This is a genomic window from Xanthomonas floridensis (genome assembly GCF_001642575.1).
GTDB lineage: Bacteria > Pseudomonadota > Gammaproteobacteria > Xanthomonadales > Xanthomonadaceae > Xanthomonas > Xanthomonas floridensis.
Window position 1 is genome coordinate 67,211 of sequence record NZ_LXNG01000034.1, and the last position, 21,312, is coordinate 88,522.

Annotated in this window: 20 protein-coding genes; 10 read left to right on the plus strand and 10 right to left on the minus strand. The window is 66.1% G+C overall.

Going from position 1 to position 21,312, the window contains the following annotated elements:
• Positions 1–160: 160 nt before the first annotated feature.
• Complete coding sequence (locus tag A7D17_RS16980) at positions 161–730, minus strand: flavodoxin family protein (protein WP_064510167.1); 570 nt, start codon at positions 728–730, stop codon at positions 161–163.
• 96 nt (positions 731–826) lie between these two features.
• Complete coding sequence (locus tag A7D17_RS16985; protein WP_064510169.1) at positions 827–1,723, minus strand: LysR family transcriptional regulator; 897 nt, start codon at positions 1,721–1,723, stop codon at positions 827–829.
• A 105-nt stretch (positions 1,724–1,828) separates the two neighbouring features.
• Between A7D17_RS16985 and A7D17_RS16990 the strand changes: the two genes are divergently transcribed.
• The 4 genes from A7D17_RS16990 (at position 1,829) to A7D17_RS17005 (ending at position 6,475) form a co-directional block, all read left to right on the plus strand.
• Positions 1,829–2,239, plus strand: a complete 411-nt coding sequence (locus A7D17_RS16990; protein ID WP_064510171.1) for a DoxX family protein — start codon at positions 1,829–1,831, stop codon at positions 2,237–2,239.
• A 28-nt stretch (positions 2,240–2,267) separates the two neighbouring features.
• Positions 2,268–3,074, plus strand: a complete 807-nt coding sequence (locus tag A7D17_RS16995; RefSeq protein ID WP_064510172.1) for a dioxygenase family protein — start codon at positions 2,268–2,270, stop codon at positions 3,072–3,074.
• Between the two features lie 113 nt (positions 3,075–3,187).
• Positions 3,188–4,432, plus strand: coding sequence for a putative DNA modification/repair radical SAM protein (locus A7D17_RS17000; protein ID WP_064510328.1), 1,245 nt, complete (start codon positions 3,188–3,190; stop codon positions 4,430–4,432).
• Positions 4,433–5,029: 597 nt separating this feature from the next.
• A complete protein-coding gene (locus A7D17_RS17005; RefSeq protein ID WP_064510173.1) occupies positions 5,030–6,475 on the plus strand; it encodes a UdgX family uracil-DNA binding protein in 1,446 nt (481 codons plus the stop codon).
• A gap of 367 nt (positions 6,476–6,842) precedes the next feature.
• On the opposite strand, the gene A7D17_RS17010 is transcribed toward A7D17_RS17005, so the two are convergent.
• Complete coding sequence (locus tag A7D17_RS17010) at positions 6,843–7,400, minus strand: fasciclin domain-containing protein (protein ID WP_064510175.1); 558 nt, start codon at positions 7,398–7,400, stop codon at positions 6,843–6,845.
• A gap of 454 nt (positions 7,401–7,854) precedes the next feature.
• Between A7D17_RS17010 and A7D17_RS24960 the strand changes: the two genes are divergently transcribed.
• From A7D17_RS24960 to A7D17_RS17030, 4 genes are all read left to right on the plus strand, one after another.
• Positions 7,855–8,490 carry a hypothetical protein gene (locus tag A7D17_RS24960; RefSeq protein WP_239692237.1) on the plus strand — a complete coding sequence of 212 codons (636 nt, stop codon included), beginning with the start codon at positions 7,855–7,857 and terminating at the stop codon, positions 8,488–8,490.
• A 662-nt stretch (positions 8,491–9,152) separates the two neighbouring features.
• On the plus strand, positions 9,153–10,790 hold the full coding sequence (locus A7D17_RS17020) for a Na+/H+ antiporter (RefSeq protein WP_064510176.1): 1,638 nt from the start codon (positions 9,153–9,155) through the stop codon (positions 10,788–10,790).
• Between the two features lie 463 nt (positions 10,791–11,253).
• Positions 11,254–12,198 carry an ABC transporter ATP-binding protein gene (locus tag A7D17_RS17025; protein WP_064510177.1) on the plus strand — a complete coding sequence of 315 codons (945 nt, stop codon included), beginning with the start codon at positions 11,254–11,256 and terminating at the stop codon, positions 12,196–12,198.
• A complete protein-coding gene (locus tag A7D17_RS17030; protein ID WP_011348694.1) occupies positions 12,195–12,956 on the plus strand; it encodes an ABC transporter permease in 762 nt (253 codons plus the stop codon). Before A7D17_RS17025 ends, A7D17_RS17030 begins: the two co-directional genes overlap by 4 nt.
• A gap of 726 nt (positions 12,957–13,682) precedes the next feature.
• Here A7D17_RS17030 and A7D17_RS17035 read toward each other — a convergent pair.
• Positions 13,683–13,949 (minus strand): DUF3297 family protein, encoded by a 267-nt coding sequence (locus tag A7D17_RS17035; protein ID WP_064510178.1) that lies wholly within the window; start codon positions 13,947–13,949, stop codon positions 13,683–13,685.
• Positions 13,950–14,113: 164 nt separating this feature from the next.
• Here A7D17_RS17035 and A7D17_RS17040 point away from each other — a divergent pair, with 164 nt between their 5' ends.
• Positions 14,114–14,662 carry a DUF6630 family protein gene (locus tag A7D17_RS17040; protein WP_064510330.1) on the plus strand — a complete coding sequence of 183 codons (549 nt, stop codon included), beginning with the start codon at positions 14,114–14,116 and terminating at the stop codon, positions 14,660–14,662.
• 210 nt (positions 14,663–14,872) lie between these two features.
• Here A7D17_RS17040 and A7D17_RS17045 read toward each other — a convergent pair whose 3' ends face one another.
• From A7D17_RS17045 to msrB, 6 genes are all read right to left on the minus strand, one after another.
• Positions 14,873–15,157: a DUF4031 domain-containing protein gene (locus A7D17_RS17045; RefSeq protein ID WP_064510179.1), complete on the minus strand. Its 285-nt coding sequence runs from the start codon at positions 15,155–15,157 to the stop codon at positions 14,873–14,875.
• Between the two features lie 8 nt (positions 15,158–15,165).
• Entirely contained in the window at positions 15,166–15,750 is a 585-nt protein-coding gene (locus tag A7D17_RS17050) for a hypothetical protein (protein ID WP_064510180.1), read from the minus strand.
• Between the two features lie 268 nt (positions 15,751–16,018).
• The gene (motB, locus tag A7D17_RS17060; RefSeq protein WP_064510182.1) at positions 16,019–17,215 is read right to left on the minus strand and encodes a flagellar motor protein MotB; all 1,197 of its coding nucleotides are present in this window, start codon (positions 17,213–17,215) and stop codon (positions 16,019–16,021) included.
• A 10-nt stretch (positions 17,216–17,225) separates the two neighbouring features.
• Positions 17,226–18,080, minus strand: coding sequence for a flagellar motor stator protein MotA (gene motA / locus A7D17_RS17065; protein ID WP_003489127.1), 855 nt, complete (start codon positions 18,078–18,080; stop codon positions 17,226–17,228).
• A 97-nt stretch (positions 18,081–18,177) separates the two neighbouring features.
• On the minus strand, positions 18,178–18,648 hold the full coding sequence (locus A7D17_RS17070) for an MliC family protein (protein ID WP_082862102.1): 471 nt from the start codon (positions 18,646–18,648) through the stop codon (positions 18,178–18,180).
• 242 nt (positions 18,649–18,890) lie between these two features.
• Entirely contained in the window at positions 18,891–19,355 is a 465-nt protein-coding gene (msrB, locus tag A7D17_RS17080; RefSeq protein ID WP_064510185.1) for a peptide-methionine (R)-S-oxide reductase MsrB, read from the minus strand.
• Between the two features lie 464 nt (positions 19,356–19,819).
• Between msrB and A7D17_RS17085 the strand changes: the two genes are divergently transcribed.
• Entirely contained in the window at positions 19,820–21,211 is a 1,392-nt protein-coding gene (locus tag A7D17_RS17085) for a M28 family peptidase (RefSeq protein WP_064510186.1), read from the plus strand.
• The last annotated feature ends 101 nt before the right edge of the window (positions 21,212–21,312 follow it).

Sequence of the window (21,312 nt, forward strand, 5' to 3'; positions counted from 1 at the left end):
CATCGCCGGTGGTCTGCAGGCCGCCATGTCGTGCCAAGGCTATCGATTCTCCGCACCGACAAGCTTGCGCGCTCGCCCCAACCACGCAACCCGCAGGTGAGCACCACCTGCGCGCATCCGCCTGCGCCAAGGCAGGCAGACACGCGCAGCTGCCGCTGGCTCAACTGCTGAGCTTGTTGGCGAATTCGGCAACGCGCTTGCCGAACAGCCGGGCAGTTTCCAGATCGCCTGCGCGCGGCGCCTCGTCCGGCGAGGCGTCCGATGGCGAAATGGCCAGCGCACCGCCCCAACCGCCGGTCCAGTTCACGTCCTGCGGCCCATGCGCCTTGGTGTTGGACGGCGGCAGACCGGTGCCGACCCAGACCTGCCCGTGTTGCTGGGACAGCGTCCACAGGTACTGGATGGTGGCGTACTTGTCGCCATTCGCCGAGGCGGAGTTGGTAAAGCCGGCCGCGACCTTGTCCTTCCACGCCTGCGCAAACCACGGCTTGGAACTGTCGTCGGCAAATTTCTTGAACTGCCATGCCGGGCCGCCCATGTAGGTAGGGCTGCCATAGATGATGGCGTCGGCGGCAGCGATGGCTTCCCACGCACCGTCGGGCAGGTTGCCATCCTGGCCGATGCGGTACAGCGTCGCCTCGCCCACACTGGCGGCGCCTGCATGCACGGCTTCCGCCTGTTTTGCGGTATGGCCGTAGCCGCTGAAGTACACGATGGCGATCTTGCTCATGGACGCTCCTGTTGAACAAAGGGGGGGCCCGATTGTGAGCACACCAGCCGCGACAGGAAAATGACCGCGCACGGGACGAACTGTTGTCGGAGCCGTTCAGCCGGGCGCCGGGTCGGCCAGGCACTCGATCAGGTAGTCGATGAAGCTGCGAACCTTCGGTGCCAGGTGGTTGCGGCTGGCGTACACGGCGAAGATCCCGACGCCGGCAAGTTCGTACTCGGGAAGAATGCGTTGCAGGCGGCCGCTGGCCAGATGCGCATCGGCCAGGAAATCCGGCTGGATCACGATGCCCTGGCCGGCCAGCGCCGCCGCATTGAGCACATGGCCGTTGTTGGCGCGCAGCCCGCCGTGGACGCGCACGGCGACATCGCCGTCCGGCCCGTGAAAGCGCACGTCGTCGCCGCTCGGCGAGTAGTGGTAGAGCAGGCATTCGTGGCCGGCCAGATCCGACGGGTGCTTCGGAGTGCCGGCGCGTGCCAGATAGGCAGGCGCTGCGCATGCCAGCAACCTGGCCTTGCCCAGTTGCCGCGCGATCAGCATCGGCGCCGGCTGGCGGGTGATGCGGATGGCGACATCGAAGCCTTCTTCGACCATGTCGACCAGGCGATCTGACAGCGACAGGTCCAGTTCCACCTGTGGATAACGGGTGCGAAAGCCGGGCAGCAACGCGCCCAGGCGCTCGATCCCGTAGCTCACCGGCGCATTGACCCGCAGGACACCGGACGGCTCCAGCGCCTGTGCGCCAATGGTGGCTTCCAGGTCGTCCAGGTCAGCCAGCAACTGCAGGCAGCGCTGGTAGTAGGCGGTGCCGGCGCTGGTGAGGCTGACCCGGCGCGTGGTGCGGTTGAGCAGGCGGGTGCCCAGCCGTTGTTCAAGCGCGGCAACCTGCCGGGTGACGCTGGCGGTGGAGCGATCCAGCGCGTCGGCGGCGGCGCTGAAGCCGCTGCGCTCGGCCACGGCGGTAAATACACGCATCGCATCCAGGGTATCCATGGGCGTCTGATTGTTGCCTTCGTTGCAATAAAATATCTGAATTAAACGTATTTATCAGAAATTTGTAGGTAATACGCTAGGGCGGTCCTCAACGGAGCGCCCGTCATGCCCACTTCGCGTGTCCTGCCCGGTACAGCTGCCCACGGCGCGGCGCTCTTGCGCATCAGTCTGGGCGCCCTGTTCCTGATCCACGGCTTGACCAAACTGCTGGTGTTCACACCGGCCGGCACCGTGGCCTATTTCCACTCGCTGGGCCTGCCGGCCGCAGTGGCCTACATCAGCATGGCGCTGGAACTTGGCCTGGGTGTGTCGTTTCTGTTGGGAATCCAGGCGCGCTGGGCGGCACTGCTGGGTGTGCCACTGCTGCTGGGCACCATCGTCAGCGTGCATGGCGCCAATGGGTTCGGCTTCTCCAACCCGGGCGGCGGCTGGGAATACCCGGCGCTGTGGGCGGTGTTGCTGATCGTGCAGGCATTGCTGGGCGATGGCGCGTTTGCGCTGAAGCCAGCGCGCTGACCCCTGTCACTTTTTCAAGGAGCCTTGCATGCACCGCCTGCCATCGCTGTACATCTCGCACGGATCGCCGATGACTGCCCTGCAGCCGGGGCAGGTAGGGCCGCGTCTGACGGAGCTGCGTGAGCTGCTGCCGCGGCCACGCGCCATCGTCGTGGCAAGCGCGCATTGGCTGGGGCGCCGCCCACTGGTCAGTGGCGCGGCGCGGCCTGGCACCATCCATGACTTCGGCGGCTTTCCTGCGCCGCTATACGAGCTGAGCTATCCGGCACCTGGCGATCCTGCACTGGCGCAGCAAATTGCGCGGCGGCTGGAGCGGGCCGGGCTGCATCCGCAGCTGGATCCGCAGCGGGGCTTCGACCATGGCGTGTGGGTGCCGTTGCGGCTGCTGTATCCGGCGGCGGAGATTCCGGTGGTATCGCTGTCGATCCAGCCAGAACTTGGCCCGGCCCATCAGTTCGCTCTGGGGCGCGCGCTGGCGCCGCTGCGCGAGGAGGGGGTGTTGGTGATCGGCTCCGGTAGCATGACCCACAACCTGCATGACTTCCGCCACGGTTACAGCACCGAGCGTGAAGCGCCGTACGTGCGGCCCTTCATCGACTGGACCGAGCGCAAGCTGCTGGACGACGACATCCCGGCGTTGCTCGACTACCGTCGCCAGGCACCGTTTGCTGCGCGGGCGCATCCCAGCGACGAGCACCTGCTGCCGCTGTATGTGGCGATGGGCGCCGCCGGGAGCGACCAACTCGGCGCACAGCGTATCGATGCCGGTATCGACCAGGGCTTTCTGGCCATGGACCTCTACCGCTTCGACGGTGACACTGCGCTGGCCGCCTGAGCCGACACGCATCGGGTGCAGCCGTGGCGGCTGCACCCGCATGCTCTGAAGCATTCACGATCAGCTGCATCGCAGTCTCATAGGCTGAGACGCCCAGGTTGCATGCTGCCCGCGTGAAAATCCTCGACAAGCTCGCCGTCCTCGCCGACGCTGCCAAATACGACGCGTCCTGTGCCTCCAGTGGCGCCAACAAGCGCAATTCGCTGGGCACCGGCGGTATCGGCAGTACCGAGGGCATGGGCATTTGTCACTCGTATACGCCCGATGGCCGGTGCGTGTCGTTGTTGAAGATCCTGCTGACCAATTTTTGCGTGTTCGACTGCGCCTATTGCGTCAACCGCGTGTCCAGCAATGTGCGCCGCGCGCGCTTCACGCCGGAAGAAGTGGTCACGCTGACGCTGGATTTCTACAAGCGCAATTACATCGAAGGCCTGTTCCTGTCCAGCGGCATCATCCGCAACTCCGACTACACCATGGAGCAGCTGGTGGAAGTGGCGCGGCAGTTGCGCGAAGAGCATCACTTCGCCGGCTATATTCATCTCAAGACCATTCCCGATGCCGCGCCGGACCTGTTGGCCGCGGCCGGCCGCTATGCGGACCGCCTGAGCATCAATGTGGAACTGCCCACCGAGCAGGGCCTGACGCAACTGGCGCCAGAAAAAAGCGTGGGCGGCATCCGCTCGGCCATGGGCGAGCTGCGCTGGCGCATCGAGGAAAACCAGCTCGAGCGCAAGGCCGAAACCGTGCGTCGTGCCAAGCCGCCGCGGTTTGCGCCGGCCGGGCAGAGCACGCAGATGATCGTTGGCGCCGACGATGCCAACGACCGCAGCATCCTGGACACCAGCCACAATCTCTACGGCAATTACCGCATGCGCCGGGTCTATTACTCGGCCTTCAGCCCGATTCCGGATGCCTCCTCCAAGCTGCCGCTGCAGGCGCCGCCGCTACAGCGCGAGCATCGGTTGTACCAGGCCGACTGGTTGCTGCGGTTCTACGAGTTCAGCGTGGAAGAGATCGCGCCGGCGCAGTCCAGCGGCATGCTGGATCTGGACGTGGATCCGAAGCTTGCCTGGGCGTTGCGCAATCCGGAGCGGTTTCCGGTGGATCTGAATGTGGCGCCGCGCGAGATGCTGCTGCGGGTGCCGGGCCTGGGCACCCGCAATGTGGAGCGGCTGCTGTTGTCGCGCCGGCATGCGCGCCTGCGCGTGGGCGATCTGGCGCGGTTGCGGGTGCCGATGAAGAAGCTGCTGCCGTTCGTGAGTGTGCTGGATCACCATCCGCGGCAACGCCTGGATGATCCGGTGCGGTTGCGGGCGCAGTTGGCGCCTGCGCCTCGGCAGGCGGGGTTGTTTGATTGAGGTGTGGGCGGGATGAGTGTGCGATGTGCGTGTGATGGTTGCTGCGGTTGAAGGGAGTGGGTGCGGAGCGCAACAAGTGCAGGGCACAGCGAGTGCAGGGCACAGCAGGTGCAAGGCACAGCAGGTGCAGGGCACAGCAGGTGCAGGGCACAGCAAGTGCAGGGCTTTCGCGCCTGCGGCGCGAGTGACTTTTGTCTTGGCAAAAGTCACCAAAACCGTTGTCGCCGACGCGATCCGGTGCGATACAGCCGCACCGGTCCCCTGCGCTCCTCGCCACGCGCGGCACGGCGCCCAAACTCGCTTCGCTCAGACAAGGGCGCCTCTTCGGCCGCGCATGACTGCGGTGCTCGGCTCGCTTTGAGGCGACAGGGTGAAGCAGGATCAACAGCAACAGCAACAGCAACAGCGACAGCGATAGCAACAGCAACAGCAACAGCAACAGTCGTAAAGTTTGCTTGTTGCAGCTGCCGCAAGCAGGGTGGGGCGTTAGACGCTCCCATGGAAACAGTCGTAGTAATTCCTTCAGTAGTGGCAGTAGCAGTCGTAAGACGGTAGCGACGGTGGTGGGGTTCATCTTTGTGGGAGTGTGGTGTAGCGATGTTCAGCGCTGAGGTGGAACCTGCGTGGAGTTTTGAGGCGTGGCGTGCATTGGCGCGGGCGGGGTGGTGTGCGCAGGTGGAGCCTGACCATGTGGCGTGGAATGGGGGCGCGCAGGGTGGGTTGCTGATGGGACAGGGGGTGTTGGAATTGCCGGTGCTGGCCGCGCCGCCGCGGGTGTCGGCGGATTTCATGCAACTGGCCGCATCGGTGCTGTGTCATCGGGATCCGCAGCGGCACGCGGTGCTGTATCGATTGTTGTGGCGGATTGCCTCGGGCGAGAAGGCGCTGCTGGAGCGTGCCACCGATGTGGACGTGCATCGCTTGCGGCAATGGCAGAAGGCGGTGCAGCGCGATACCCACAAAATGAAGGCGTTCGTGCGCTTTCGCCGGCTGCCGGGCGAAGAAGAAGACTTCGTGGCCTGGTTCGAGCCGGAACATCACATCGTGGACCGCGTTGCCCCGTTCTTCGCACGGCGCTTCGCCGGTATGCGCTGGGCGATCCTCACCCCATATCGCAGCGTGCGCTGGGATGGTCAGGCCCTGGCCTTCGGCGAGGGGGCCGTGCGTACGCAGGTGCCGGCCGACGACGCGCAGGAGACCCTGTGGCGCACCTACTATGCGCACATCTTCAATCCGGCGCGGCTCAATCCCACCATGATGCGGCAGGAAATGCCGCAGAAATACTGGAAGAACCTGCCCGAAGCAGCCTTGCTGCCCGAGCTGATCCGCGAGGCCGGGGTGCGCGTGCGCGAGATGGCCGAGCGCGCGCCCGAGCCGGTACGCCGCCGCGTGCCGGTGGCGCCGGTATCCGCTGCCGTCGAGGCGACGCAGAGCATCGCGCAGTTGCGCGCGGCGGCGCGCGATTGCCGGCGCTGCGAGTTGTGGCAGCCGGCCACCCAGACCGTCTTCGGCGAAGGGCCGGAGAATGCAGCGGTGATGGTGATCGGCGAGCAGCCCGGTGACGAAGAGGATCTGAGCGGGCGTCCCTTTGTCGGGCCTGCCGGGCGCTTGTTCACGATGGCCTTGGGCGAGTTGGGCGTGGATCGCAGTACGTTCTACGTCACCAATGCGGTCAAGCACTTCCGCTTCGAGCAACGCGGCAAGCGCCGCCTGCATCGCAACCCCGAGCGCACGCACGTGCAGGCCTGCAGCGGTTGGTTGCAGGCCGAGCGCGCCCAGTTGCGTCCCGCGCAGATCGTGTGCCTGGGCGCCACCGCGGCACAGGCAGTGCTGGGCAGCACGTTTCGGCTGATGCAGGAGCGGGGGCAGTGGCAACGCCTGGACGATGGCACGCCGGTGCTGGCCACGGTGCATCCCTCCTGGGTGCTGCGGCAGGGATCGGAGGTGGCGCGGGAGGAGGGGTATCGCGGCTTTGTGGAGGATCTGCGTCAACTGCTGTCGGTGCCCGGCGCAACACCACCGCGCGGCGCCAGCAACATCTAGACGGACCCCAACACCGCCTGGGGACATCCAGGGAACGCTTGGGCAAGCACAACGCCTGGACAAAAAAATGCGCGTGCATGTGCACGCGCACGGTGTCGCTGCTTGATTGACACCAAGGGAACGCGCGGCATGCCGCGCGTTCCGTCACCGCCGCGTTGCGGTGATGGTGCAGCCTGCGACGGCGTGCCTTGCGCAAGGCAAGAACGCGCACACCGCAGTTGCCGCGAAGGTGCAGGGGCGCCACGGCATGCGGTGAGGCATCCCAATGACGCATCGCGCGGGCCGGGGCGCCCCTGCATGACACGTTGCTCGAAGGCTGCACTGCGTGACCGGCCGCTCGTGCCGACCGGCCGACTGCATGCAGCGCTTACGGCATCAAGACCTTGTCGATCACGTGGATCACGCCATTGCTCTGCATGACATCGGCGGTGGTGACGGTAGCGGTATTGCCCTTGGCGTCGGTCAGGGTGACTTTCTTGCCGTTGAGCTTTGCGGTGAGCGATTCACCCTGCACGGTGGTCAGCATGGCGCTGCCGCCGCCGGCCTTGATCTTGGCGATCAGCGAGGCCGCATCCACCTTGCCCGGCACCACGTGATAGGTGAGCACCTTGGTCAGGGTGGGCTTGGATTCGGGCTTCAACAGCGTATCGACGGTGCCGGCCGGCAATGCGGCGAAGGCGGCGTTGGTGGGGGCGAAGACGGTGAACGGGCCCGGGCCTTTCAGGGTCTCGACCAGGCCGGCCGCCTTGACCGCTGCGACCAGGGTGGTGTGATCCTTGGAGTTGGCCGCGTTGTCGACGATGTCCTTGGTGGCCAGCATCGGCGCACCGCCTACCATCGGGTTGGAGGCGGCGTACACCGGCGCCGTTGCGGTGGTGAGGGCAATGGCGGCGGCAATGGCAAGCGACTTCAATGAGGTCTTCATGAGGCAGCGATCCTTTGGGTAAGCGGGCACCGGCTGGCGACCGTAGACCCTGATACGCCGCAAGATGCCGGCCGGATGCATCACGCGATTTTTACTTTATCTAAATTCCTGCCTGGGCTCGCCGCCGGCCATGGCATGGCGTCGAAAACAGCCGTCGGTGACGTGCGTACAGGTGCAAGAAAGCGCCACGGTGATTCACAGGGGCCTTGTGTTGCCCTGCACCGGGCGCATCGCTTTCGCACTTGCGTATTGCAAACCGCTGCGCTTGGCCGCAGCCCATCACATGCCGCGCGCAATGCAGTGGACGTTCTCAAGCGATGCGCTGGCGTCTGGTTGCAGGTACGCCGACGGACTCTAGAAGTCGTACCAATATTCGCTTCCACGCAGATGCAGTCAGCACGTCGGACGTAATCTCGTGCACCCCACATGTCTCATCGAACAAGGGTTGCCTGGAATGACTTCGACAACACCGCATCGCGCCACACCCGTTCTCACCGTCTGTCTGGCCGCAGCTTGCCTGATGCTGTCAGGTGTTGCGCGGGCCGCGACGGTATCGCCGGAGCCAACGGCTGCTGCACAGGCGCCCGCCGCTGCAAGCTATCGGCCGCACCAGCAATGGCGGGTTCTGGGGGAATGGGAATTCAATGTCGATTCGGTGCGCGTTGCCAACGTCAGGCTGCGTGACGAAGGGGGCGGCGCCTGGATGCCCAGGCAGGTGGTGATACTGACGTACAGCTACAGGAATCTGGGCTTCGACGACAGCGCCAACTTCCCCAATGCCGGGCCGTCGACGCTGGCGTTTTCAAAGGCCCATCTCGGCATGGTCGATGCGAACGATTCGGAGAATGTCGGCTCAGGCAGCTATCCGGTGCATATCGCGCTGGTGGAGGACGTCGATGGCCGCAAGATCGGGCAGGAGATGATCAAGGCGCAGTGGCCGTTCGCCTTTGCGAACAAGGTCAGGACGGTCAAGGTCACGGTGGGGCATTACGATTCCAGGCTGGTCCTGCATGAGGCCACGTTTGTGGTCCCGGTGCAGGCTGCGCGGCCTGCGAAGCAGGGCAGGCATACGCCTGCCCGGCACACCTGATCCGGCCATGCACATGCCTTGCGTAGGCGGTGCTGGTGCCGTCCGCGCTGGCGTGCGTGAGTTCCCTGTGGCTGTTAGCTGTGGGTGGTTGTGGTCCTGTCTGCGAACACGGCTGGTGACGCGCGTGCTCGGCATACCGGATCCCGCAGCGAGCGCGTGTCCCCTTGAGCAGGTGCTGCGCTGAAGCCGGTCCATCGCGCAGTGATCGGTTACTCATGGTGGGCCGCGCGCAGCAGTGTGGCCAGGCGAACCGTCGAGACCACGTGGCGCGATAGCGTCGGGTGAAGTCAGACATGGCGGCTTGCACTACAGACGATCCGATCGCTGAATCAGACCATGCAACTGCGCTGGACGTGGCTGCCCACGCCAGCGTCGCCGAAGAGATGAAGGCGAAGATGACCCGTGCATGACACCGCACGCCCCGGGGCGCGCGTGTAGTCAGGTTAGTGTCCAGTGGCGCCCACTCAGAGCCGCAGGATCCGATGCCAGCGACGGCATGTAGATGACGCGCGGGTGCCCGCGTGCAATGCAGCCCCAGGCGCAGCGCGTCCGCCAGCAGTGGTTTCATCACCGGTTGCAAACCGGTATGTTCCCGTAGGTGCGTTGCCTGGCGTCGCCATGGACGGTGCGGCGCGCGGCCATCTTTATCTTCCGGGTTTTGCATGCATTCGATCGATGTCGTCCTCGCCATGTTGCTGGCGGTCGCGGCCAGCGGTTACCTGATCCGCATCCTGCCGTTCTCGCTGCCGTTGCCGTTGGTCCAGATCGCGCTGGGCGCGGTGGTCTCCGGCGTGTTCGATGCAGGGCACGAGCTGGAACCGGAACTGTTCTTTTTGTTGTTCCTGCCGCCGCTGCTGTTCCTGGACGGCTGGCGCATTCCCAAACAAGGCCTGTTCCGCGACAAGGCGGCGATCCTGGAATTGGCGCTTGGGCTGGTCATCTTCACCGTGGTTGGCGCCGGCTTCCTGATCCACTGGTTGATCCCGGCGATGCCACTGGCGGTGGCGTTTGCGCTGGCGGCGATCATTTCGCCGACCGATCCGGTGGCAGTGTCCTCGATCGCCTCCAAGGTGCCGATCCCCAAGCGCCTGATGCACATCCTCGAGGGCGAGTCGCTGCTCAACGATGCGTCGGGCCTGGTGTGCTTCCAGTTCGCGGTGGCCGCCGTGCTCACCGGCACCTTCTCGGTGGCGACTGCTTCGCTGACCTTCCTGTGGGTGGCGCTGGCCGGGCTGGCGCTGGGCGTGGCCACCACCTTCGGCCTGAGCCGGATCCAGGCCTGGATCTGGCGGCATTTCGGCGAAGAGCCCGGCTCGGCGATCCTGGTCAACCTGCTCACCCCGTTTGCAGCCTACCTGCTGGCCGAAGCCTTCCATGCCTCCGGCATCCTGGCCGCGGTCGCCGCCGGCATCACCATGAGCTACGTCGAAATGGCCGGCAATGCGCCGGGCAACATGCGCCTGCAGCGTTCGGCCGTCTGGGACACGGTGCAGTTCACCTTCAACGGCATCATCTTCGTGCTGCTGGGCGAGCAGCTGCCGGGCATCCTGGATGGCGCGGTGCGCAGCGTGCAGGAGGCCGGGCACCTCAATCCCTGGTGGCTGGCGGTCTATGTGGCCACCATCAGCGCCAGCCTGATGGCGCTGCGCTTCGTATGGGTGTTCCTGTCGCTGCGCTGGAATCTCTTCAAGGCACAGCGGCGCGGCGAGGCGCACGTGAGCCCGCCGTGGCGCATTGTGGTTGCGGTGTCGCTGGCCGGCGTGCGCGGGGCAATCACCCTGGCCGGCGTGTTGACGCTGCCCTTGGTGTTGAACGATGGCTCGCCGTTTCCGGCCCGCCAGCTGGCGATCTTCCTGGCCGCCTCGGTGATCCTGGTGTCGTTGCTGGTGGCCAGCGTGGCCTTGCCGCGGCTGTTGCGCGGGCTGGAATTGCCGGAAGAGGAAGACGAGCAGCAAAAGGAAGACCTGGCGGTGAAGGCGGCCTCGCAGGCCGCGCTGGAGGCGGTGGAAAAACTGCGCCAGCGGCTGGTGGAAGACAGTGCGCATGCCGAGCGCTACAACGCCGCCGCCAACCAGGTCAGCCAGCGCTATCAGCGCAAGCTGGGCGCAGTGGACATGGCCGAGACCGATCCGGAAGAAGCCGGCGCTTACGAGCAGGCATTGCGCCAGTTCCGCCACGCGGCCCTGGTGGCCGAACGCAACGAGTTGTTCAAGCTGGCGCGGCGGCGCGAGATTTCCGACGACCTGTCGCGGCGGCTGGTGCGCAATCTGGATCTGATCGAGTCGCGTAAGCGCGCTTGAGCGCGCGGGAGTCGGGAATCGGGAATCGGGAATCGTAGAAGCAGAAGCCCGGGCGATGACAGTGGCCGTCGTAGGAGTGCGCCGGGGCGGGACCGGGCTGTCCCGATACACGTTCAGGGGTGCCGGCTCGGGAATCGGAGATCGTGGCGGCCTGGGCTATGACCACTGCTGTGGTAGCGGCTGATCCAGGCGCGAGAGGTGTTCTCTGGAGAGCCCCGTTGCGCCACGGTGCGCTGCCACGACACCGCGCCGCACGGATGTAAGCAGCGCGGCCCTTGCGCGGACGCAATGCGCAACCTGCGGGTCTTGTCCGTATGCAGCAGGCGCCAGGCACCAGGCAGCAAGCACCAGGCAGCAAATACCAGGCAAACCATGGGTCGGGAGACACCATCCCACCAGACCCCCTCCCATCGTCACGGCACGCGGCCTACCCTGTGGCGCTCATCGTTGCCGTGCACAGCCCATGACGCCCATCGTTTCCATCCAGGGATTGAGCAAGACCTACGCCGGTGGTTTCCAGGCCCTCAAGCAGGTGGATCTGGATATCCAGCGTGGCGAGATCTTCGCGCTGCTTGGCCCCAATGGCGCCGGCAAGACCACCTTGATCAGCATCGTCTGCGGGCTGATCAACCCCAGCACGGGTACCGTCCTGGCCGATGGCCACGATATCGTGCGCGACTACCGCGCCGCGCGCGCCAGCATCGGGCTGGTGCCGCAGGAGCTGGCCACCGACGCGTTCGAAACGGTGTGGGCCACGGTGCGTTTCAGCCGCGGCCTGTTCGGCAAGCCGGCCAACCCGCAGTATCTGGAAACCATCCTGCGCGAGCTGTCGCTGTGGGACAAGCGCAACAACAAGATCTCCACGCTCTCCGGCGGCATGAAGCGACGCGTGCTGATCGCCAAGGCGCTGGCGCACGAGCCGCGCATCCTGTTCCTGGACGAGCCCACCGCGGGGGTGGACGTGGAGTTGCGCCACGACATGTGGCAGATGGTGCGCCGGCTGCGCGAACAGGGCACCACCATCATCCTGACCACCCATTACATCGAAGAGGCCGAAGACATGGCCGACCGCGTTGGTGTCATCAACCGCGGCGAGCTGGTGCTGGTGGAAGACAAGCACACCTTGATGCGCAAGCTCGGCAAGAAGCAGCTGACGCTGAGCCTGCAATCGCCGCTGCAGGCGCTGCCTGCCACGCTGGCGGATCTGCCGCTGGAACTGTCGGCCGATGGCAACAGCCTGATCTACACCTTCGATACGCAGGCCGAGCAGACCGGCATCGGTGCATTGCTGCGCCGGCTCAACGAGCACGGCATCGACTTCAAGGACCTGCATTCCAGTGAGAGTTCGCTGGAAGAGATCTTCGTCAATCTCGTGCATGGCGCACGCAACGCGGAGGTGCGCGCATGAACCTGCATGCGATCGCGGCGATCTACCGCTTCGAAATGGCGCGCGCCTTCCGCACGCTCACCCAGTCGATCGCCTCGCCGGTGTTGTCGACCTCGTTGTACTTCGTGGTGTTCGGTGCGGCGATCGGCTCGCGCATGGGCGATATCGACGGCATCAGCTACGGCGCCTTCATCATCCCCGGCCTGGTGATGCTGTCGCTGCTCAACGAGAGCATCTCCAATGCCTCGTTCGGCATCTACATGCCGCGCTGGGCCGGCACGATTTACGAGGTGCTGTCCGCGCCGGTAGCATGGTGGGAGATCGTGATCGGCTACGTCGGCGCGGCGGCCACCAAGTCGGTGATGCTGGGGCTGCTGATCCTGCTCACCGCGCGGCTGTTCGTGCCGTACGAGATCGCCCACCCGGTGTGGATGCTGGGCTTTCTGGTGCTCACCGCGCTGACCTTCAGCCTGTTCGGTTTCATCATTGGTATCTGGGCCGATGGCTTCGAGAAACTGCAGGTGATTCCGCTGATGGTGGTGACGCCGCTGACCTTCCTGGGCGGCAGTTTTTACTCGATCAACATGCTGCCGCCGCTGTGGCAGAAGGTCACCTTGTTCAACCCGGTGGTGTATCTGATCAGCGGTTTCCGCTGGAGTTTCTATGGCAAGGCCGACGTGCACATCGCGGTGAGTACCGGCATGACGTTCCTGTTCCTGCTGGTGTGCCTGGGCGTGGTGGCGGCGATCTTCCGCAGCGGTTACCGGCTCAAGGCCTGAGTGGTGAATGCAGTGGTTTTCTCGGCCGCATCCTGGTGGATGTCGTCGGAAGTTCAGGTCAAACGCATTGGAAGTCCAGATCAAACGCTGAGTGGATCGAGGGCGCGGTGCCCTCACCGCTCGCGGGACACGCCGCAGGTACGTCCATGTAGGTTAGGTGGCGGCATCCATGCCGCCACACGGCCCCGCAAGCGGCGAGGACACCGCACCATAGAGTTGATCGGTAGCTTTGTTTAAAACCCTGCACACCGACCATTTCCACTGGTCCTTGCCCGCCCACCATCGCGGGACCTTACGCGGCATGGATGCCGCGTAAGAGCCTACACGGACGTGCTTGCGGCGTGTCCCGCGACGGTGGGCGGGCAAGGGCCCTGCAGCCACGTCGCAGATCAGCTGCCAATGCGGCAGTCATCGCTGCTACACGAAGGTACTTGCAGCGTGTCCCGCGCGGTGGGCGGGCAAGGGCCCTGCAGCCACGTCGCAGATCAGCTGCCAATGCGGCAGTCATCGCTGCTACACGAAGGTACTTGCAGCGTGTCCCGCGCGGTGGGCGGGCAAGGGCCCTGCAGCCAAGTCGCAGATCAGCTGCCAATGCGGCAGTCATCGCTGCTACACGAAGGTACTTGCAGCGTGTCCCGCGATGGTGATGGGCAAGAGGCCCTGCAGCCAAGTCGCAGATCAGCAGCTCTGCAATCGAACAATGAGAAGTAGTTTGGTCAGTCGCTCTTACTCGGCAGCAGGCTTGGCGTCGCCCCTGGCGTCCAGGAAGTAGGCCACCACCTCGCCCTTGACCTTCATCGTCATCGGGTTGCCGCGGCGGTCGCGGGCCTTGCCGACCTGCACCTTGATCCAGCCTTCGCTCATCGAGTATTCCTCCACGTTGTCGCGTTCGACACCGTTGAAGCGCACGCCGATGCCGCGGTTGAGGGCATCGGCATCGTGGAACGGGCTGCGTGGGTCGATGGCCAGATGATCGGGAGGGGTATCGCTCATGGGAAAGGCGTCATGACCGGCCGGGATGGTGGTCTTCGGCCGCACAGGATACGGGCCTGTGCCGGGAAGACCAGCCCCGCCCTCGCAGATGCGTGCGGCGGCCGGTTTGCTTGCGCGGCGTCAGGCCTCACACTTCGCACCTGCAATCCTTGAGCGAGACCGCCATGCCCGACAACAGTGCCGATTACGAAGACGACGAAGGCCTGCAGCCCGAAGGCGACGAAGACGATGTCGACGACCATCCGGCGCGGGTTTGGAACCTGCTGGTACTGATCAACCCAGGCGACGAAGACACCGCCTTGGGTCAGTTCGATGCCTGGCGCGAGGCGCAGGCCGACGCAGACGACGAAGGCGATGACGCCTGGCTGTGGACGCTGAAGGACGTGATCGACTGGCGCTCGGGCTTTTATGTCGACTGGAAGGACACCGATTCGTTCATCGCCGCCATCGATGAGCTCAGCGCGCGCTGGAACCTGCGCATCGACTGGGGCGGCGACCTGGACGACGAAGACTTCGCCAGCAACCTCGACGTGCCCGACCTGATGGCCGTGGCGTTCGACCGCCTGCGCGAACACGGCTATTCGCTATGGAACTGGAACACCGGCGGCGACGCCTATGCCGGCTGGGTTGCGCTCAGCCGCGACGACGACGCCATGCTGGCACTGACCTCGTTGCTGGGGGTCGAGGTGCGGCTGGGGAATGAGGCGTTCTGAGCCACGGGAATCGGGAATCGGGAGTGGGGAATCGGGAATCGCAAGAGCGAAAGGGGCTGCTACACCAAGACGTTCTTGCGTAAAAGCGCTCCGTATCGGGCTCTCTCGAGAACACTGCAGCGCATGCAAGCGCCCTTGACGAGGGCGCAGCCCACGACGACCCCGCTCTTACGATTCCCCATTCCCCATTCCCCATTCCCCATTCCCGATTCAAGGCACCTCACCCCGCGCCTGCGCCCGCGCGTTGGCGATCAACGCCTTGAGCAGTGCGCGATCGGTATGGCGGGAAATGGGAATGGCGCCCAGGGCAATCGCCTCGGCGCGGAGCGGGGCGGGCACGTCGTAGTGCGCGCCGCTGAGTTTGTTCTGGAAGGCGCGGCGGGGGATGCCCAACCGCGCCGCCATGGCATGCAGCTCGTCCAGGGTGTCGCCGAGCAGGTGCGCCCAGCGCTGATCGCGCCACAGGTGCACCGCATCGTCGACGTAGACGGCCATCGGCCGGGTCAGGCCTTTTTCTTGGAGGTCTTGGACTTCTTGCCGGCGCTGTCGTCGCTTGCCTCGTCCGTCGCTTCCTCGGCCGCGTTGTCGCCGGCGTCTTCGGCGTCGCTGCCTGCGTCCTCGCCAGCGGCGTCGTCGGCCATGGCATCGCCGCCGTCTTCGCCTGCCTCGCTGTCGGCGTCTTCGTCGCCGTCTTCATCGGCATCGGCGTTCTGGAACTCGGACACCAGCTTGGTCAGGTATTCCTCGGCAGTCTGGCCTTCGTCGGCGGCCAGGTCGTCGATCATCTGCTGCAGCTGGGTCGAATATTCCAGCGAGATGGTCTTGCCTTCGGCTTCCTGCAGGTTGGCCAGGTGCTTGAGCATGGCCAGCATCGGCACCGGATTGTCGGCGCTGCCCATGGTCTGGCCGCCGATCGACAGCATCCACTCGCTGCCGCCCTGCAGGCCGATCGCAGCCACGACGCGCCCTTCGGCGTCCTGCAGCACGGCATGGTTGGTGACCTGGGGCGCCTGGCCCAGACGGGCGAAGGGGCGCTTGGGCTGCTGCTTCTTGCGCTTGTCGCGCTTGGCCTTGGAATTGCGGGACACGGTGTTCTCGACGCTGGGAATGGCCGGCCATTCTAGAGCGTGCGCCGCACGATGCGATGAGCGGCGCGTGGAGGCGGCGCTGCGGGGTGCTGGTGGGCCAGGTCGCGGCAGCCAGCGCCGGCGCGGCGGATCACCGCGATCAGGGCGCCGGTCTCGCCCGGATCCGCTCGGTTCATCCAGCCGCGTGGGCGGCCGGCCTGCGCCGGCAGATACGGCAGGGGAGCGCTGGGTACGCGCAACTGTCGGCGTCAGCCGCTGCTGCGGCGGGTCACTGTGCGGACGGCTTGGCTTCCACCGCGACCCGCGGCGCCGCCACGGCCGCTTCGGCCGCCTTGGCAAGTGCGGCAGCCGAGGCCACCTGCGCACTGGACGACACGCGCGGTGCGGGAGGGCGTGCCGCGGCCGTGCCGGGCGGTACCGCGGTGGTCCCCGCAGCACCCTTCCCGGCAGCGGGCGGTGTCGCCGCCGCGGCAGACGCAGTCGGCCCGGCACCGGTGACCGGCGCGCCCACGCTGGCCGTGCCGGTGGCAGCGGCGCTCAGGTCCGGCACCTGGGTGTCGGCGTCGTGCACCGACTTGCCCAGCGCCACGCCCTGGCCGGCACCGGCCAGCGCGGCCTGTTCGGCGTCCTGGGTCATGACCACGATGCTGATGCGGCGGTTCACCGGATTTTGCGGGTCGGCCTTGTCGAACAGCACCGACGAAGACAGCCCCACCACGCGCGTCACCTTGGCATCTTCCATGCCGCCGCCCACCAACGCGCGGCGCGCGGCGTTGGCGCGGTCGGCGCTGAGTTCCCAGTTGGTGTAGCCGGCATCGCTGCTGTAGGCGGTGGTGTCGGTGTGGCCGGTGATGCTGATGTGGTTGGGGACCTGATTGATGAAGCTGGACAGCTCGCGCAGGATGTCCACCGTGTACGGCTTGAGCTGGTCGCGGCCGATGTCGAACATCGGGCGGTTCTGCTTGTCCACGATCTGAATGCGCAGGCCATCGGGCGTGAGATCCAGCAGCAACTGGTCCTTGAACGGCTCCAGCGCCTGGCTCTTGTCGATGGCTTCCTTCAGGTCCTGCATCAGCGCTTCCAGGCGCCGCTTGTCCTTGGCACGGCTGTCCACGTCGGTGTCGGCCGCGTTGTCGCGCTTGCGGCCCATTTCGTCCTTTTGCCCCTTGGCCATGTCGGCGGTGCCGCCGAGCTTGATCATCGAGGTGCTGGCGCCGCCGGGGCCGTTCATGCCCGGCGAAGGCGCCGGCGACTTGCCGGACAACGGGCTGGGGTTGCGGAAGTATTCGGAGATCGCCGCGCGCTGTTCCTTGGTGGTGGCCGCCATCAGCCACAGCACCAGGAAGAACGCCATCATCGCGGTCACGAAGTCGGCAAAGGCCACCTTCCAGGCGCCGCCATGGTGGCCGCCGCCCTGTACCTTCTTGACCCGTCGGATGATGACGGTGGATTTGCCCTCGGCCATGACGGTGGCCCTACTTGATCGTTTTCAGGTGCGTTTCGAAATCACCGAAGCTCGGGCGCACGTTGGAGGGCAGGGTCTTGCGCGCGAATTCCAGCGCAATCTTCGGGTTGTAGCCACGCAGGCAGGCCAGCAGCGCGGTCTTGACCGCTTCGTAGATGCGCCCGTCCTGTTCGGCACGCGCTTCCATCGCCGCCGACAACGGCGACACGAAGCCATACGCCAGCAGGATGCCGAGGAAGGTGCCGACCAGCGCGGCGCCGACGTGGTGGCCGATCTCTTCGATCGGCCCGCCGATCGAACCCATGGTGATCACGATGCCGAGCACCGCGGCCACGATGCCGAAGCCGGGCAGGCCGTCGGACACCTTGCTCAACGCATGCGACGGCGCCAGGGCTTCGTGGTGGTGTTTTTCCAGTTCCAGCTCAAGCAGCGGTTCCAGCTCGTGCGGCTCGATGTTGCTGCCGATCATCAGGCGCAGGCAGTCGGTGATGAAGTCCAGCAGATGATGGTCGGCCACCACCTTGGGGTAGTTGCCGAAGATGGTGCTGTCCTGGGGTTTTTCGACGTGGTCTTCCAGCGCCATGAAGCCGTCGCGACGCGCCTTGTTGAGCAGCTCGTAGATCAGGCTCAGAGTGTCCTTGTAGTCGTCGGACTTGTATTGCGGGCCCTTGAACACGCCCATGATGCCGCTGAGGGTTTCCTTGACGATCTTGCCCGGCGTGCTGACCAGAAACGCGCCCAGCGCCGCGCCACCGATGATCATCAGCTCGTACGGCTGCCACAACGCGCCCAGCTTTCCGTGCGACAGCACGTAGCCGCCGAGGACGCTGACGATGACGACAATGAAGCCAACGATGATGAGCATGGCGCAGCCGGAAGCAAACTGGGGTTGCTAGAGGTTTCGGCTTGCGCGGCCGATTCTTGAAGCGCACGGCGTGAAGATGTGCGCTGTAACTGAACGTTTAGCCGATTGTCGTGGCGGCCTCATGCACGCATTTGATGGCCTCGCCACCGGCAAGTGACAGCGTCGCTTCGCCGGCATGCTCCCAGAACTGGTTGCCCTGGGCATCGGCAAACCGAGCGCCGGAGGCCGCCTGCGCACTGAGCAGGGTCAGCGTGCGGTCTTCCAGGGTCAGCTGGAGGGCATCGGTGGCCGGATCGAAGCGGGTGGTGATCGCGCGCTGGTCGCAGCGCCAGGCCACCGCCTGGGCGGGAAGGGATGGGCCAGCAGCAGCCGCGGCCGGTGCCGGCGTCTTGCCGGGACGCGGCAGCGGGCCGGTCACGCTGGCGTCGGTGCCGGCCGGAGGCAGGCGGGTAGGGCTGCTGCCGGCGGCGGCAGGCGGCGTGTCTGCGGGCCTGGCCGTCTCTGCGGCGGGCGGCGGGTTGCCTGCGCTGCAACTGGCGAGGGCAGTGAGCAGCAGGCCGGCGAGCATCAGGGGTGAGGACGTGTGCATCTGCGGACTCCTGCCTGGATGTGACCGTCACCGGGACGGCGGCGATCGGAACTTGGCATCCGCCGGGCCGGCATGCGGACCTGGCGCTGCCGATGCGCCAGCGCCCGTCCTGCCTGCGCTGCGCCACCCGGGCCCGCCCGCAACCGTCACGCCGGCTGCATCTGGACGCCTTCGCGCCCGGCTCCGCGCCGCCCCAGGCCTGACCAGGGGCGGCGCGGATGTCAGGCCGGCTGCGCCTCGGCGCCCTCGCGCTGTAGCGGATTGGGCAGCGCCTGGCCGTTTTCGGTGAAACCCAGCGACACCGAGTTGAGGCAATGGCGCTCGCCGGTCGGCGGCGGGCCATCCGGGAACACATGACCCAGGTGGCTGTCGCAGCGCGCGCAGACGATCTCGGTGCGGATCATGCCGTAGCTGGTATCGCGGATCTCGCGCACATGCGCAGCATCGTAGGGCGCGAAGAAGCTCGGCCAACCGGTGCCGGAATCGAACTTGGCGCTGGAGCGGAACAGCGGCAACCCGCACAGGCGGCAGGTGTAGACGCCCTCCAGCTTGTTGTCCAGGAACACCCCGCAGAACGGCGCCTCGGTGCCATGCTGCAGCAGTACGCGCTGTTCCTCGTCGCTGAGCCCGGCAATCAGGGCATCGCGCTGGGCGGGGGAGGGCGGGGTGAGATCGAACTGGCTCATAGGGCTCTCGCATACGCGCGCTGGCGGTGTGCCGGCGTCTGCCCCAGTGATGTGGGCGCGGCGGGCGCGGTTCAACCGATAGCGGTGGACCGGGCCGGCATGTACAGCGATGGGGGCGACAACGCCGGCGCATCACATGCCGCTCTGAAACGCGCGCCCCATGCCCGCGCCAGCGGCGCGTGTCCGGCACCAACGCAGCCTCGGCGGCGACGTACCCCGTGCGACCCCATCGGCGCAAGCCAGACTTGGTGCCGACGCTGCACCAACTTTCTCCCGCGCCCGCTCTACCGGCAGCCTTCGCATCGGCGGTGACCACCTCGCTGCCAACAGGGCAGCGGGAATGTGCAGGGGACTAGGGTGCTGCCTCCAGGGCGTGCGCGACCTGCGACGCCACGGGGCGCTCCGTATCGAGTGCGCTGTCGCGTGTTGCCGTGCTGCCTGTTGTCCACGACGAGGCATTCCCGATGGTCCGACCGTTCTTCTGCCGCGTCACGCTCGCCGCGCTGTTGGCGATGGTCGCGTGTTCGCCTGCGCTTGCACAGCACGCCGACCCGGCATCGATCGCCGCCGTGCGCGACCAGGCCCGCGATGGCGATGCCCTGGCCGTGGATCTCATTCGATCGCTCTCCACCGAGATTGGCCCCCGCCCCGCGGGTAGTGCGGCCGAAGCCCGCGCGCGCAACTGGGCAGTGCAGAAACTGACCTCGCTCGGTTTTTCCAACGTGCACATGGAAGTCTTCGACTTTCCCGGCTGGGAGCGCGGCGCGGAAACCGCCACCATCACCAGCCCCTACCCGCAAAAGCTGCTCGTCACCGCACTGGGATACAGCGCCGCAACACCGGCGCAAGGCATCGAGGCCGAAGTCGCGGCCTTCGATTCTTCGGAGGATCTTGCGGCAGCGCCGACGTCCGCAGTCCGCGGCAAGATCGTGCTGGTCGGTCATGCCATGCAACCGACGCAGGATGCCTCCGGGTACTTTCAATCGATCGGCGTGCGAACCGATGCGCCCAATCTGGCGAGCCAGAAAGGCGCAGCCGCCATTCTCGTCCGCTCCCTGGCAACCGGTAACGCGCGCGACCCGCACACCGGCGTGGTGTTCTTCAAGCCGGGAATCGCCGCGATCCCGGCAGCGGCGATCAGCCTCCCCGACGCCGATCAACTCCAGCGCATGATCGCGGCGGCGCATCCGGTCCGTCTGCGGCTGGTCCTCACCCCCGGCAGCGGCAGCACGCGTCAGTCGGCCAATGTCGTGGCAGACATTCCCGGCAGCGATCCGTCGGCTGGCGTGGTGCTGGTCGCCGCACACCTGGATAGCTGGGATCTGGGAACCGGAGCGCTGGACAACGCAACCGGCATCGGCATCCTGGTATCGGCTGTGCGCCGGGTGGCCGCGCTGGGCCAACCGCGACGGACGATTCGGGTGCTGCTGTCCGGCGCCGAAGAGATGGGGTTCATCGGCGGCAAGGCGTATTTCTCCAGGCATCAGCCGGACACTACCGTGGTGTTCGTCGGCGAGTCGGATTTCGGCTCCGGCCGTGTCTGGCGGGCGCTGTTCGGTCTGGGGCAGGACAATGCCGCGCTTGCCGATCGTATCCAGCTGCTGTTGTCGCCGCTGGGCATCGTGCGCGGACGCGATGCGGCGCGCGCCTTGGCGGACCTTGGTCCCTGGGCGGCCGCCGGGCACGCGGCGATCGATCTGAATCAGGACACGACCGACTACTTCAACTTCCATCACGCCGCTGGCGACACCTTCGACAAGGTGGATCAAGTTGCGGTTCGGCAGAACGTGGCGGCCTGGTTCGTGGTACTTGCCAGTGTTGCCAACGCGCCGGAGCCCGTCGTGCGCACGAAGTAGCCGCATGTCCGAATGCCGGGGTCGGCGGACCGGACAGCGAGATCAGGCTCCCGCCGGGCTTGAGCAGCTGCAGCGACTTGAGCAGCGTCGGTGTGTGGTGG